10 protein-coding genes and 1 tRNA gene are annotated in these 14,503 nt (G+C 77.3%); 10 read left to right on the top strand and 1 reads right to left on the bottom strand.

Features of this window, described 5'->3' with window-relative positions; genetic code table 11:
• Positions 1-76: 76 nt before the first annotated feature.
• Both AC3RKA_RS01445 and AC3RKA_RS01440 read left to right on the top strand, forming a co-directional pair.
• On the top strand, positions 77-583 hold the full coding sequence (locus AC3RKA_RS01445) for a nucleoside deaminase (protein WP_002854128.1): 507 nt from the start codon (positions 77-79) through the stop codon (positions 581-583).
• Between the two features lie 74 nt (positions 584-657).
• A tRNA-Ser gene (locus AC3RKA_RS01440) sits at positions 658-748 on the top strand.
• A gap of 65 nt (positions 749-813) precedes the next feature.
• On the opposite strand, the gene AC3RKA_RS01435 is transcribed toward AC3RKA_RS01440, so the two are convergent.
• A complete protein-coding gene (locus AC3RKA_RS01435) occupies positions 814-1,902 on the bottom strand; it encodes an alpha/beta hydrolase (protein ID WP_002854102.1) in 1,089 nt (362 codons plus the stop codon).
• A 105-nt stretch (positions 1,903-2,007) separates the two neighbouring features.
• Between AC3RKA_RS01435 and AC3RKA_RS01430 the strand changes: the two genes are divergently transcribed.
• The 8 genes from AC3RKA_RS01430 to AC3RKA_RS01395 all read left to right on the top strand — a co-directional run bounded on the left by AC3RKA_RS01430 (position 2,008) and on the right by AC3RKA_RS01395 (position 14,499).
• A complete protein-coding gene (locus tag AC3RKA_RS01430; protein WP_002854101.1) occupies positions 2,008-2,466 on the top strand; it encodes a 23S rRNA (pseudouridine(1915)-N(3))-methyltransferase RlmH in 459 nt (152 codons plus the stop codon).
• The gene (locus tag AC3RKA_RS01425; protein WP_336265198.1) at positions 2,463-7,523 is read left to right on the top strand and encodes an ATP-dependent helicase; all 5,061 of its coding nucleotides are present in this window, start codon (positions 2,463-2,465) and stop codon (positions 7,521-7,523) included. The genes AC3RKA_RS01430 and AC3RKA_RS01425 overlap by 4 nt, the downstream gene beginning before the upstream one ends.
• A gap of 149 nt (positions 7,524-7,672) precedes the next feature.
• Positions 7,673-8,185 (top strand): VOC family protein, encoded by a 513-nt coding sequence (locus AC3RKA_RS01420; RefSeq protein WP_002856747.1) that lies wholly within the window; start codon positions 7,673-7,675, stop codon positions 8,183-8,185.
• A gap of 14 nt (positions 8,186-8,199) precedes the next feature.
• Entirely contained in the window at positions 8,200-9,138 is a 939-nt protein-coding gene (locus AC3RKA_RS01415; RefSeq protein WP_002856746.1) for a DNA-formamidopyrimidine glycosylase family protein, read from the top strand.
• A 76-nt stretch (positions 9,139-9,214) separates the two neighbouring features.
• Positions 9,215-10,465 carry a glucose-1-phosphate adenylyltransferase family protein gene (locus AC3RKA_RS01410; RefSeq protein ID WP_002856745.1) on the top strand — a complete coding sequence of 417 codons (1,251 nt, stop codon included), beginning with the start codon at positions 9,215-9,217 and terminating at the stop codon, positions 10,463-10,465.
• Between the two features lie 46 nt (positions 10,466-10,511).
• The gene (locus AC3RKA_RS01405; protein WP_489727360.1) at positions 10,512-11,558 is read left to right on the top strand and encodes a pseudouridine synthase; all 1,047 of its coding nucleotides are present in this window, start codon (positions 10,512-10,514) and stop codon (positions 11,556-11,558) included.
• Complete coding sequence (locus AC3RKA_RS01400; RefSeq protein WP_002856741.1) at positions 11,555-12,160, top strand: DedA family protein; 606 nt, start codon at positions 11,555-11,557, stop codon at positions 12,158-12,160. Before AC3RKA_RS01405 ends, AC3RKA_RS01400 begins: the two co-directional genes overlap by 4 nt.
• Positions 12,161-12,162: 2 nt before the next feature.
• Positions 12,163-14,499: a hypothetical protein gene (locus AC3RKA_RS01395; RefSeq protein ID WP_489727359.1), complete on the top strand. Its 2,337-nt coding sequence runs from the start codon at positions 12,163-12,165 to the stop codon at positions 14,497-14,499.
• Positions 14,500-14,503 lie beyond the last annotated feature (4 nt).

Genomic DNA, 14,503 nt, shown 5'->3' with positions numbered 1-14,503 from the left:
ACGGTACCGCCCACGCGCGCCCCTCCGCCCGTCCCCGCGCCCGCGGGGGCGCCGACACCGCCGCTAGGCTGGCCGCGTGTCCGCCCCCGTCCCCTCCCCCGCGCCCACGGCCGAGCAGGAGCACGCGTGGATGGGCCTGGCACTCCGGGCCGCCCGCGCGGCCGGAGCGGCCGGCGACGTGCCGATCGGCGCCGCGCTCGTGGCCGGCGACGGGACCGTCCTGGCCGTCGTCGGGAACGAGCGCGAGCAGCACCACGACCCCACCGCCCACGCCGAGGTCCTCGCGCTGCGCCGCGGCGCGGAGCTGCGGGCCGCCGCCGGAGCGGGCGACGGCTGGCGCCTGACGGACTGCACCCTCGTGGTGACCCTCGAGCCCTGCCCCATGTGCGCCGGTGCGCTGCTGCTGGCCCGGATCCCGCGCGTCGTGTTCGGGGCGTGGGACCCGAAGGCGGGCGCGTGCGGCTCGGTGCTGGATGTGGTCCGCGACCCCCGCTTCAACCACCAGGTGCAGGTCCGCGCCGGCGTCCGTTCCGAGGAGAGCGCGGCGCTGCTGCGGGGGTTCTTCGCGGCACAGCGCGACTGAACGCGCCCGCGCCCGACGCCGGCGGGCGGCCGGTTTGGGCGCGCCGCCACGGCTCGGGTAGGGTGTCCTGGTCTGGTGACGTGTCCGAGCGGCCGAAGGTGCAGCACTCGAAATGCTGTGTACGGTAACCCCGTACCGTGGGTTCAAATCCCACCGTCACCGCCAGATGTGAAGCCCGGGAGCCTCGTGTTCCCGGGCTTTCGCCATGCCGGGCGGGTCCGGCCGCCGGCTCAGCGCGGCAGGACGGCGTCCAGGAACGAGGCCACCGCGGACCACGAGATGGTGGCGTGCACGGCGCTGGCCGGCACACCGTTGCGGAGCACCTCCGCGCTGCGGGTCTTCGCGGTCATCATGCCCAGGTCGTGGCCGCCCTCGGCCACCGAGTAGAACGCGGTGCGCAGTCCGGCGGCCTCGGCGGCCTGGTACAGCTCGAGGCTCTGTCCCCACGGGACCGTGACGTCCTTGCGCCCGTGGACGACCAGCAGGGGCGGCGAGTCCGGGCGCACGTGTGTGATCGGGGAGGCCAGCCGGGTCAGGCCGCCCGAGGCCAGGACCGGCACCCCCAGCATGTCCGACTTGGTGCTGCGGTCGTCGAGGTGGCAGTGCTCGAGCCGGTTCGCGCGGTTGTAGTCCGCGCACGCGCCCGGGAGCATCTGACGGTTCATCGTCAGGAAATCCGTGGGGCCGAAGAAGTCCACGATCGCCTGGACGCGGTCCTCCTCCGGGATCGCGTGGCCGCCGTCGGGCACCTCCCGGCCGGGCGGCGGCACCTGCTCCCGGTCCAGGTCCTGCCCGCCCGTGAGGCCCGCCATGAGGGCGTTCCAGCCGCCCGACGACGAGCCGGCCACCGCCACCCGCCCCGCGTCCAGCTGCAGGCCCGGGGCGTTGCGCCGCACCCAGCGGACCGCCGCCGTCGCGTCCTCCACCTGGGCGGGGAACGTGCCCTGCTTGGAGCTGCGCACCGAGAACGCGGCGACGGCGTAGCCGTGCGGGACCAGGCCGCGGGCGATGTCGGCGCCGTCGCTGTAGCCGCGGTCGCCGCGCCAGCCGGAGCCCGCGTTCCACACGAGGACCGGGAACGGGCCCTGGCCCGGCGGACGGTACACGTCGATGCGTCCGGCGCGCCCGGGCAGGGCCGCGTACGTGTGGCCGGTGGAGCTGCGCATGCCGTACAGGGCCGTCGCGTTGGCGCCCAGCGGCCCGGCGGGGGCACCGGCCAGGTCGGCGACGACGGCCACCCCGCCCACCGCGAGGGCGCCGACCCCGAGGCCGAGCGCGGCGCGGCGGGACACCCGCGCGGACCGTGTCGCCGACGTCATGGGCCCCCTTCCGGTGCGGAGCCAGGCACCCCGCCCCGGCGAGCGTAACCGAGCGGCGGGGGCCGATCCCCGTACCGTGTCCGCGGCCGGTGCGATCATGGGGCCATGTCTGTTCGGGTGCTGGCCATCGGCAAGAAGCATGAGGCGTGGGTCGTCGACGGGATCGACCGCTACGAGCGGCGCCTCAAGAAGCCCCACGACCTCTCGTGGCGTCTGCTGCCGCACTCCGCGCGGCAGGAGGAGGCGGCGCGCACGGAGGAGTCGGACCGGATCCTGGGCGCGGTCGGCGCGGACGAGCACCTGATCCTGCTGGACGAGCGGGGGACGGCGTTCGACTCGCCGGGTCTGGCGCGGCACCTGCAGAGCCGGTTCGACGTCGGCGCCCCGGTGACGATGGTGATCGGAGGCGCGTACGGGGTGGACGCCCGGGTCCACGCCCGCGCGGACCGCGTCTGGTCCCTGTCCCCGCTCGTCTTCCCGCACCAGCTCGTGCGGCTGATCCTGGCGGAGCAGGTCTACCGAGCCCAGGAGATCTCCGCCGGCCGACCGTACCACCACGCATGAGCGGGCCCGCGGAGACCGCAGCGGGCTCGGCCACGCCCGCGGCCGACGTCGTCCTGGGCCGGTTCACCGAGCCCACGCGCGCCTGGTTCACGGGCGCGTTCGAGGCCCCGACGCCGGCCCAGCTCGGCGCATGGGACGCGATCTCCTCGGGGCGGCACGCGCTGGTGATCGCGCCGACCGGCTCGGGCAAGACCCTCTCCTCCTTCCTCTGGGCGCTCGACTCGTTCGTGCGCGAGCCCGCCGCCGAGGGGACGGCGGCCACCCGCGTCCTCTACGTCTCGCCGCTGAAGGCGCTCGGCGTGGACGTGGAGCGGAACCTGCGGGCCCCGCTGGTGGGCATCACGCAGACCGCCGCGCACCAGGGCAGGCCCGTGCCGCGCGTGCGGGTGGGTGTGCGCTCCGGGGACACCCCGGCGGCCGAGCGGCGGCGCCTGCAACAGGATCCGCCGGACATCCTCATCACCACGCCCGAGTCGCTGTACCTCATGCTCACCTCGCAGGCCCGAGCGGCACTGGCCGGGGTCCGCACGGTGATCGTGGACGAGGTGCACGCCGTGGCCGGGACCAAGCGCGGTGCCCACCTGGCCGTCTCCCTCGAGCGCCTGGACGCCCTGCTGGACACGCCGGTGCAGCGGATCGGCCTCTCCGCCACGGTCGAGCCGGCCGCCGAGGTGGCCCGGTTCCTCGGCGGCACGCAGCCGGTGACGGTGGTGCGGCCCGCCTCGGCCAAGCGCTGGGACCTCACGGTCACGGTGCCGGTGCCGGACCTGACGGACCTCTCCTCCCCCGCCGCAGCCCACGACCTGGGGCCCGGCTCCTCGACGGGCGGGCTCGACGGCGAGGGCGCGGTGCCGGGCGGGTCCATCTGGCCGCACGTCGAGGAGCGGATCGTGGACCTGGTGGCCGAGCGGCGCTCCACGCTCGTGTTCGCCAACTCGCGCCGCCTGGCCGAGCGCCTCACCGGTCGGCTCAACGAGATCTGGGAGGCCCGCGCCGAGGCCGCCGCCGCGGCCGAGCACCCGGACGCCGTCCCCGGCTTCCGCACGCCGGATCCGACCGGCTTCCACGGCCCCGCCCAGGTGGCCGGGCAGGCCGGCACCGGATCGGGCACCGTCTCCGACTTCGCCCGCGCCCACCACGGCTCCGTGTCCAAGGAGCAGCGCGCCATCGTGGAGGAGGCGCTGAAGACCGGCCAGATCCGCTGCGTCGTGGCCACGAGCTCGCTCGAGCTGGGCATCGACATGGGCGCCGTGGACCAGGTGATCCAGGTGGAGTCGCCGCCCTCGGTGGCCTCCGGTCTGCAGCGCGTGGGCCGCGCCGGCCACCAGGTGGGCGAGGTCTCCCGCGGCGTGTTCTTCCCCAAGCACCGGGGCGACCTCGTGGACACCGCCGTCGTGGCCGAGCGCATGACGGCCGGGCGCATCGAGTCGCTGCGGATCCCCGCCAACCCGCTGGACATCCTCGCCCAGCAGACCGTGGCCGCCGTCGCCGTCGCGGACCTGGACGCCCAGGAGTGGTTCGACCTCGTGCGCCGGTCCGCGCCGTTCGCCACGCTGCCGTTCTCCGCCTACGAGTCCGTGCTCGACCTGCTGGCCGGCCGCTACCCCTCGGACGAGTTCGCCGAGCTGCGCCCGCGCATCCTGTGGGACCGGGAGAACGGCACGCTCGCCGCCCGCCCCGGCGCCCAGCGCCTCGCGGTCACCTCGGGCGGCACCATCCCGGACCGCGGCCTGTTCGGGGTGTTCCTGGCCTCCGACGGCGGCGCGGACGGCACCCCCGGCGGCGCGGCGGCCGGGGACACCGCCGAGTCGGCGGGCACCGCGTCCGCGGGCTCGGCCCGCTCCGGCGGACGCCGGGTCGGCGAGCTCGACGAGGAGATGGTCTACGAGTCCCGCGTGGGGGACGTCATCCTGCTGGGCGCCACGAGCTGGCGCATCGTGGACATCACCGCGGACCGCGTCCTGGTGCTGCCCGCCTACGGGCAGCCCGGCAAGCTCCCGTTCTGGCGGGGCGACGCCGCAGGCCGGCCGGCGGAGCTGGGCGACGCCGTCGGGCGCTTCCGCCGCGAGCTGGACGCGGACCCCGAGGCCGGCCGCACCCGCCTGGGGGCCGCGGGCCTGGACCCGTGGGCGCAGGACAACCTGCTGGCCTACCTGAAGGACCAGCGCGAGGCCACCGGGGTGCTGCCCACCGAGCAGACGCTCGTGGTGGAGCGGTTCACGGACGAGCTCGGCGACTGGCGCGTGGTGCTGCACTCCCCCTACGGCATGGCGGTGCACGCCCCGTGGGCGCTCGCGGTGGGGGCACGGCTGGCGCAGCGGTACGGGCTGGAGACCGGCTCGGGCGCGGCGATGGCCGCCGACGACGGGATCGTGCTGCGCATCCCGCTGATGGACGCGGAGCCGCCGGGCGCGGAGCTGTTCGAGTTCACGGCCGAGGAGCTGGACGAGATCGTCACGGCGGAGGTCGGCGGGTCTGCGCTGTTCGCGGCCCGGTTCCGGGAGAACGCGGCCCGGTCCCTGCTGCTGCCGCGCCGTGATCCCGGGCGACGGACCCCCCTGTGGCAACAGCGGCAGCGCTCCGCGCAGCTGCTGGACGTGGCGCGGAAGCACCCGCGGTTCCCCGTGATCCTGGAGACCGTGCGCGAGGTGCTCCAGGACGTCTACGACCTCCCTGCGCTCAAGGAGCTCGCGGGGCGGGTGGCCTCGCGGGCCGTCCGGCTCGTGGAGGTCACGACGACGGCGCCCTCGCCGTTCAGCCAGTCCATCCTGTTCGGCTACATCGCCCAGTTCATCTACGAGGGCGACTCCCCGCTGGCCGAGCGCCGCGCCGCCGCGCTCTCCCTCGACCCGGCACTGCTGTCCGAGCTGCTGGGCACGGAGGAGCTGCGCGAGCTGCTCGACGCCGAGGTCATCGCGGAGGTCGAGGCCCAGCTGCAGCGGCTCGCGCCCGACCGGCGCGCCCGCGGGGTCGAGGGCGTGGCGGACCTGCTGCGCCTGCTGGGCCCGCTGTCCGCGGCGGAGGCCGCGCGGCGCACACGGGCCGAGGGGGAGGGGGAGGCGGAGGAGGCCGCGGACGAGGACGCCGTCGCCGGGATGCTGGCGGAGCTCGAGCGCGCCGGCCGCGCGTTCCGCCTGCGCCAGGACGGGGTCGAGCGGTTCGCCGCCGTCGAGGACGCCGCCCGCCTGCGGGACGCGCTCGGCACGCCGATCCCGCACGGGGTGCCCACCGCGTTCCTCGACCCGGTCGACGACCCGCTCGGGGACCTCGTGGGCCGCTACGCCCGCACCCACGGCCCCTTCACCGCCGCCGAGGCGGGGGCCGCGCTGGGGCTGGGGGGCGCCGTCGTGCTGTCGGTGCTGCAGCGCCTGGCCACCGAGCGCCGCGTGAGCACGGGCGCGTTCCGGCCGGAGGGCACCCCCGGAGCCGCCGGCCTGGACGCCGAGTGGTGCGACGCCGAGGTGCTGCGGCGGATCCGCATGCGCTCCCTCGCCGCGCTGCGCGCCGAGGTCGAGCCGGTGGACCAGGCCGCGTACGCCCGGTTCCTCGCCGACTGGCAGCACCTGCGGCCGCGGGCGGGGCGCGACGGGGCCTGGCGGCCGCCGGCCACGCTCGATGGCGTGGACGGGGTGGCCACCGTCCTGGACCAGCTAGCCGGCACACCCCTGCCCGCGAGCGCGTGGGAGTCCCTCGTGCTGCCCGCCCGCGTGCGGGACTACGCCCCCGCCCTGCTCGACGAGCTGCTGGCCACGGGCGAGTACGTGTGGTCGGGCGTCGGGGAGGCCACCGGCAACGACGGCTGGGTGGCCCTGCACCCCGCCGACGCCGTGGACCTCACGCTGCGCCTGCCCGAGCCCGCCGAGGAGACGCCCGCCGACGCCGCCCTGCGCGCGGCCGTGCTCGAGGTGCTCGCCGGCGGCGGGGCCTGGTTCTTCCCCCAGCTCGTGGAGCGGGTGCGGGCGGTGCAGGCGGCGGCCGGCGACGGCGGCACGGGGGCTGCGGGCGGGGCGGTCGGGCCCGACCCGCACCGCGGCCCGGCCGACCTGGCCCGCGGACCCGCGGTGCTGGGCGCGCTGTGGGGCCTGGTGTGGGACGGCCGGGTCGGCAACGACACGTTCGCCCCCGTCCGCGGCCTGCTCTCGCTCGGCAAGACCGCGCACCGCACCGGCCGGCAGATGCCGCGGGCCCGCACCGCGCGGACGGGCGGGGCCGCGGGGGCGGCGGCCGGGCGCGGACTCGGCGGGCGGCTGGCCGGGGTGCGCGGGCGTGGCCGGTACGCGGGGCTCACCTCGTCCGAGGACGGCGCCCGGGGCTCGGCCGGTCTCACGGCGGGGACCGTCGGGCTCTCGGCCGCCGAGCAGGCCCGCTCGGCCGGCCGCTGGTCCCTGCTGCCGGCCGCCGAGCAGGACCCCACGATCCGCGCCCACGCCACCGCCGAGCTGCTGCTGGACCGGTACGGCGTGATCACGCGCGGCTCCGTGGTGGCCGAGGAGGTGCCCGGCGGATTCGCGGGGCAGTACCGGCTGCTCACCCGGATGGAGGACGCGGGCCAGGTGCGCCGCGGCCACTTCGTCGACGGGCTGGGCGGCGCGCAGTTCTCCACCGGCGCCGTCGTGGATCGGCTGCGCGGGTTCCAGCGGGACGAGGAGGACGCCGCCGTCGACGCCGCCCCGCTCGCCCTCGCCCTGGCCGCGACGGATCCGGCGAACCCCTACGGCGCCGCGCTGGACTGGCCGTCCGTGCCGGCTGGGCCGGACGGCGTCGTGCCCACGGGCCACCGCCCGGGCCGGAAGGCGGGCGCCGTCGTCGTGCTGATCGCGGGGCGGCTGGCCCTCTACATGGAGCGCGGCGGGCGCACGCTGCTCGCGTTCACGGAGGAGCCGGGCGAGCTGCGGGCCGCGGCGGAGGCGCTCGTGTGGGCGCTGCGCACCGGCCGCACCGAGCGGCTGAGCCTGGAGAAGGTCAACGGCGGGCCCGTGCTCGGCACGCCGCTGGCCGAGGCGCTGCTGGCCGCGGGGTTCTACTCGAGCCCGTCGGGCATCCGGTTCCGGAACTGAGAGCTCGACGCCGTCCGTCCGTCCGTCCGTCCGTCCGCAACGCGGGTTGAGTTGTCGCGGGTCCCGCCGTCGAACACCCGCGACAACTCAACCCGCGTTGCCCAGGGTGGCCCTGTCGCGGCGACGGGTCCCGGGGGTAGGTTCGGCCCATGAGCATCGACGCCGCCCCGCCCGAGGACGTGGGCACCGCCCCCACGGGCACGTCCCCCGCCCCCGAGGCCCTCGAGGACTCCCTGCCGCACCCCTCGGACCCCTCCGTCACCCCGTTCCTCATGTTCGAGGGTGACGCCGGTGCGGCCATGGACGCCTACCTCACCGCGTTCGTGGAGCACCTGCCGGTCACCGAGGTCCGCCGCGACCTCTTCGACGACTCCTCCCCGCGCGGCGCCGCATGGGCGGGCAAGGTCCTGCACGGCGAGCTCGAGATCGCCGGCCAGCGGCTGCGGTTCTTCGACTCCTTCACCCCGCACGGGTTCACGTTCACCCCGGCCATCAGCCTGTTCGTCGAGCTGCCGGACGCCACCACGGTGGACGCGATCCACGACGCGCTCCTCGCCGGCGGCGGCCGTGACTACATGCCGCCCGACGACGACGGCTTCTCCCGCCGCTTCGCGTGGGTCGGGGACCGCTTCGGCGTGACCTGGCAGCTCAACGCGGCCTGAGCCGGTGACGGCCCGTGCCTGAAGGCGACTCCCTCGTCCGCGTCGCGCACCGGCTCCGCCCCGTGCTCGAGGGCCGGGTCCTGACGCACGCGGATCTGCGCGTGCCCCGCCACGCCACCGCGGACCTGACCGGCTGGACGGTGGCCGAGGTCCTGCCGCGCGCCAAGTACCTGCTGATGCGGCTGGCCCCGCCCGCGGCCCGCCCCGGGGCCCGGCCGCTCACGCTCATCTCGCACCTGAAGATGGAGGGGCGCTGGCTCGTCTCGGCCGTCGACGCGCGGTGGGGCGCCCCCGCCTGGCAGGTGCGGGCGGTGCTGGAGACGGCGGAGCACCGCGTGCTCGGCGCCCAGCTGGGCCTGCTCACCCTCGTGCCCACCGCCGACGAGGCCACCGTCCTCGGCCACCTCGGCCCCGACCTGCTGGACCCGGCCTGGGACACGCCCGACGACGGCGCCGCGCTGCTCGTCGAGGGCGTGCGGCGGCTCACGGCCCGGCCCGAGCGGCCGGTCGGCCTGGCCCTGCTCGACCAGCGGCTCGTCTCCGGGATCGGCAACATCTACCGCTGCGAGACCCTCCTGCTGGCCGGCATCGACCCGCACCGGCCGATCGGCGACGTCGAGGACGTCGCCGGACTCGTGCTGCTCGCCCGGGACCTGCTGCGCGCCAACGTCCCGCCCGCCGCCCCCGCCACGGGCGCCCGGCGCCGGACCACGGGCGTGCGTCCCAACCCGGGGCGGCCCTTCGGGGTCGAGGTGCTGGTCCCGGCCGGTCCGCCACCCGGCACGGCACCCGGCCGGACGCCCGGCGCGCGCGGCGGGACGCCGTCGTACTGGGTCTACGGGCACGACCGCGCCCCGTGCCTGCGCTGCCGCGGCCCCGTCCGCCAGGAGGACTACGGCTCCCCCGAGGACGACGCGCGGCGGCTGTGGTGGTGCCCGCACTGCCAGCGCTGAGCCGGACGCACCCGAACGGTGGCCGCGTGTCGTCCCCGTTCCCTACGCTGAACCCGCCCCGACCCGAGGAGGAGCCATGGCCGACCCGTTCCCGAAGGACCCGGAGGGCGCCGTCGTCGCGCTCGTGCTGGCCGGCGGCACCGGCGGCCGCCTCATGCCGCTCACCGCGGCCCGCGCCAAGCCGATGGTGCCGCTGGCGGGCCAGTACCGGCTGATCGACGTCGTGCTGTCCAACCTGGCCCACTCGCGCCTGCGGGACGTGTGGATCGTGGAGCAGTACCGCCCCTTCACGCTCAACCAGCACCTGGCCGGCGGCCGGCCGTGGGATCTCGACGGCACCCGCCACGGCCTGCGGCTCCTGCCCCCCGCGCAGGGCCGCGCCGAGGAGGGCTTCGCCCGCGGCAACGGCCACGCGATCGCCCAGCAGCTGCCGCTGCTGGAGCAGTTCGGCGCCGAGACCGTCGTCGTGCTCTCCGCGGACCACCTGTACCAGCTGGACCTGCGCCCCGTGCTGGCCGAGCACGCCCGCTCCGGCGCCGAGCTCACCGTGGTCACCACCGAGACGGACGAGGACCCCTCGCGCTTCGGCGTCGTGCAGGTGGACGACGACGGCGCCGTCACCGACTACGCCTACAAGCCGGAGGACCCGGCGGGCACGCTCGTGGCCACCGAGGTGTTCGTGTTCGACGTCGCCGCGCTCTCCGAGGTGGTCGGCGACCTCGTGGTGGGCGAGGACGAGGCGGCCACCAAGGACGAGGGCGAGACCGATGAGGACGGCGACCCCGTGGGCTCCTCCCTCGGCGACTACGGGGAGAGCATCATCCCGGCGTTCGTGGCGCGCGGACGCGTGCGGGAACACCGCCTGGTGGGGTACTGGCGGGACATCGGCACCCTGGACGCGTACGTCCGCGCCCACCGGGAGATCCTCGAGGGCACCGGCCTGGACGTGGCCGCCGAGGGCTGGCCGCTGATCACCAACCCCCACCAGGCGCCGCCGGCGTGGGTGGCCCCGGACGCCCGCGTCTCCGGCTCGCTGCTCAGCCCGGGCTGCCGGGTCGAGGGCGAGGTGTCGGACAGCGTGGTCGGCCCCGGGGTGGTCGTGGCGGCCGGAGCCACGGTGCGCGGCAGCCTCCTGCTGGGCGACTGCGAGGTCCCCGCGGGCGCGGTGCTGGACACCGTGGTGGTCGACGTCGGCGGGGCGGTCCCGGCGCACGAGGTGACGGGGCGCGCCGCGCCGGCCGAGGAGGTCGTGGTGCTCACCCCGCAGGACCGAGGCCCGGCCGAGGACGAGACGACCGGCTCCGGCCGGCCCGGCCGGTCGGACTGAGCGGCGCCGGTCGGACGCAGCCGCGCCGGGCTGGGAGGATGGACCCGTGGCCGTCCCCTCTCCCCTCCCCCCGCGCAACGGCGTCAACGCCACGCGCCTGCGCCTGCCCGCCGCCGGCTGGCCCACCGCGCAGGACTACGTGCTCCACCGGTTCGGTCACGTGGACCCGGACGGCATCCGCGCGCGCTTCGCCCGCGGCGAGGTCGTGGCGGCGGACGGCACCGCACTGACGCCGGCGACGCCGCTCGGCGTGCATGACGACCTCTGGTACTACCGGGACGTCCCCGATGAGGCCCCGCTGCCCGTGACGCACACGCTCCTGCACCGCGACGAGCACCTCGTGGTCATCCACAAGCCGCACTTCCTGCCCACCACCCCGGGCGGCCGCTTCGTCCAGGAGACCGCGCTGGTGCGGCTGCGCAACGAGCTCGGCCTCGATGACCTCGTGCCCCTGCACCGGCTCGACCGGGCGACGGCCGGCGTCGTGATGTTCTCCGCGAACCCGGCCACCCGCGGCGCCTACCACCTGCTCTTCGAGCGGCGTGCCGTGGCCAAGACCTACGAGGCCGTGGCGCTCCTGCCGGACGCCCCCGACGACGGCGCCCGCCGCCCCGGTGCCCCGGCCGACCCCGTCCTGGGACGGTTCCCGCTGACCGTGCGCAGCCGGATCCGCAAGGACAAGGGGGTCCTGCGCTCCGTGGTGGAGGAGATCCCGCCGGCCGCGTCGGGACGCCGGGCGGGCGCGCCGGTGCGGACCCGGCGGGCGAACCGGCCCCACGACGGGGCGAACGCGGAGTCCCGGGTGGAGCTGCTGGGCGTCGGCGTCTCCGCCGGGGCGCTGGCGGGGCGGCGCGTGGCGCACCTGCGACTCACCCCGCGCACGGGCCGCACCCACCAGCTGCGCATCCACCTGGCCGCCCTGGGCCTGGGCATCGCGTTCGACCCGTTCTACCCGGACCTGCTCGACCTCGCCCCGGACGACGTCACACGGCCCCTGCAGCTGCTCTCCCGGTCGCTGCGCTTCACGGACCCGGTGACGGGCGGGGAGCGGGAGTTCACCTCCCCCGCCGAGCTGCAGGAGCGACCGCGGTGACGGGCGGGGACCCGGCCGGCCTGCTGGACGCGCTCGGAGCGTGGTTCCACCCGCTCACCGCGCTGCTCGTGGCCCTGGACGCCCCGATCCCGCCCGTCCCGTCGGAGGTGGTGGTCATCGGCTCGGGCGCGCTCGCGGCGGAGGGCCGGGTCTCCCCCGTGGCCGCGGTGCTGGCGGCGTGGCTGGGCTGCTGGGCCGGGGACGTCGGCCTCTACGCGCTGTTCCGCCACGGCCTCGCCGACCGCCTGGACCGCTGGGCGTGGTGGCGGCGGATCCACCGGGGGATCCGAACCCTGCTGGTGCGGGTGGGCCCGGCGGGCAGCCTGGCGGGGCTGTCCGTGCTGCGGTTCGTCTCGGGCGGACGGACGGCGTCGATGGCGGCGGCCGGGATCGGCGGGATCCGCTGGCCCGTGTTCCTGTGGCTGTCCGGGGCGGGCTCGCTCGCGTGGTCCGGGTCCATGGTGGGGCTCGGCTGGATCACCGGCCGGGCCACCGGCCTGCCGTGGTGGGCGTCCGCGGTGGTCGGCATGGTGTTCGGTACCCTTGCAGGGTTGATGATCGCGGGGATCGTGGCCCACCGTCGCCGGGGCCGGAAGGGGTGAGCATGCAGGACGCGTCCTCCGAGTCCCGCGCCGCGCTCGAGCGCCTCCGGGACGCCTCGGCGCCCCGTCCCGACGACGACGCGCCGCGTACCCCCGCCGCGCGCCCCCGCCGCGCCCTGGCCGCGCCCGGGGAGATCTCCCGCCGCGATCTGCGCCGTCACGAGCGCGCCCTGCGCTCGGGCCGACCCGAGACCGCCGCCGAGCGCCGCGTGCGCGAGGACCGCCGCGCGGACGTGCACCGCGCCATGGACCGCCTGCGCACTCCGGGCGCTCCCGCCCAGCAGCGCCCACGCCGCGACCTCAGCGATATCCTGGACCGCCTCGGGAGCCCGGACCTCGCCCGTTTCGCCGACCCGCTCGTCGGCACGGTCGAGCGCATCCTCCCCGCCCCGGGGCGGGACCCGGAGAAGGCCGCGGAGGCCGCACGCCGCCGCACTGCGGCCGAGGAGCGCCGGCGGGCCCGCCTGCGAGCCGGCCGGGAGCGCGCCGCCGAGGCCGCCCGTCGCCGGGCCGCCGAGCACGAGCGGCTCGCCGCCGAGGCCGCCGCCGAGGCCCAGGCCCGCGATGCCGCCCAGGCTCGCGACGCCGCCGCCCTCCAGGCCCGCCTCGACGAGGAGGCCCGCCGGGCCCAGGCCGCGCGGGTGGCCCGCCGCCGCCGCGAGGAGGAGAAGCAGCGCCGTCGGCGTGACGCCGAGCGGCGCCGTCGGGTGGCGGCCGAGGAGAAGGCCCGTGCCGCCGCCGAGGCGGAGGCCCGCCGCCGAGAGCAGGAGGAACGGCGCCGCCGGGAGGCGGAGGTCGCCGCCGAGCGCGCCCGCGTGCAGGCGGAGCGACGGGCCCGCGAGGAGGCCGCGCTCGCCGAGCGGGAACGGCTGCGGCTCGAGGCGGAGGCGGAGGCGGAGCGCCGTCGGCAGGCGGCCGAGGCCGAACGCCGTCGCCTCGAGGCCGAACGCGTCGAGGCCGAGCGGCGCCGTCGGGCCGAGGAGGCCGAGCGGCTCCGTCGCGAGGCGGAGGAGGCCGCCCGCCTCGAAGCCGAGCGACGTCGTCGCCAGACCGCACGCGTCCGCGCGCACACCGTGCTGCACGCCGAGCGCGCCCTCGCCCAGGCCCGGCTCCTCGAGGACCGCGCCCGGGAGGCCGAGCGCCGTGCGGCGGAGGACGCCGCCCGCCGCCGTCGCGAGCACGAGGAGCGGGAGTCCCGCGCGCTCGCCCGGGCCGCGCGCGAGCTCGAGGGCCCCGAGGTCTTCCCGGCCGCCGCCGACCGGCCGCTGCTGTCCGACCCGGAGGAGCGGCTCACCGACGAGGAGCTCTTCGCCCGGGCCCGGGTGGCCCTGCCCGAGTGGCGGCGGCGGCAGCGACTCTCCACGAAGGCGCAGGCCGTCCAGGCCGAGGCCATCGCCCACTCCTCGGCGGGGCCGGTCACGGGCGCCCTGCCCCTGATCCCCGGCTACACCCCCGCTCCGCCCGAGGAGCCGGCCGGCTCACCGACCCCTGCGGACCGACGCGGCCAGGCGCTGCTGACCGTCGTGTGGACGCTGTTCGTGCTCTCGAGCGCGTGGGGCCTCGGTCTGGCCGGGCGCGTCCCGGGACTCGGCGCGCTCGACGCCGGCGCCTACCCGTTCACCGCCGACGGCCGAAACGGCCCCGGCGCGAGCGTGTTCGGGCTGTCCCCGCTGCACCCGGCGATCTGGCCGGTGCTGTGGCTGCTGACCGGGATGTACGTGCTCCGGCAGTGGGGGCGGGGCCAGGGCGCGTCGCCGCGGCACCGCCGCATCCGAGGGGCGGTCGCGGGGACCCTGTTGGCGCTGGCCCTGTGGTTCCCCCTGGCCGTCCTGGCCCCCGGGGGCCTCGACGTCGTCCCGTGGCTGCTCGCCCTGGTCCTGATGCTCCGTGTGGTCCGGCGCCTCGGCGCCCGTCCGGCGGCCCGCCGCCTCGCACGGGTGGCCGAGGACGGCGCGCTCGGCGTGCTGCTGGGCACCCTCCTCGCCGGCGCGCCCACCGCGGTGGGCGCCGCCCTCCACGCCTGGGGCGTGCACGTCGACTGGTTCCCGACCGAGCTGCTCGCCCTGCTGGTGCTGGTGGCCCTGCTGCTGGCGGCCCTGCGCCTCGTGCTCGGTGGGCGCGGCCGCCTGGGTGTGGCCCTGGGCATGGCCTGGACCCTGCTCTGCCTCGCCCTGCCCCGCCTGCTGCCCAGCCCGCTCGGGGCACAGCAGAGCGCGTGGGTCGGCTTCGCGGCCGCCTTCGGGGCGCTGCTGTTGCTCACCGTCGCGGCCGTGCGCCGCTCCTGGGTCCGCCAGGTCGAGCGTGACGCCGCCCGCCGACCGCTCCCGGCCGGCGCCTGAGCCC

Source organism: Micrococcus sp. iso_229, from assembly GCF_058072725.1.
The sequence above is the reverse complement of the archived record's forward strand: the minus strand, read 5'-3'. Positions and strand labels throughout refer to the sequence as shown.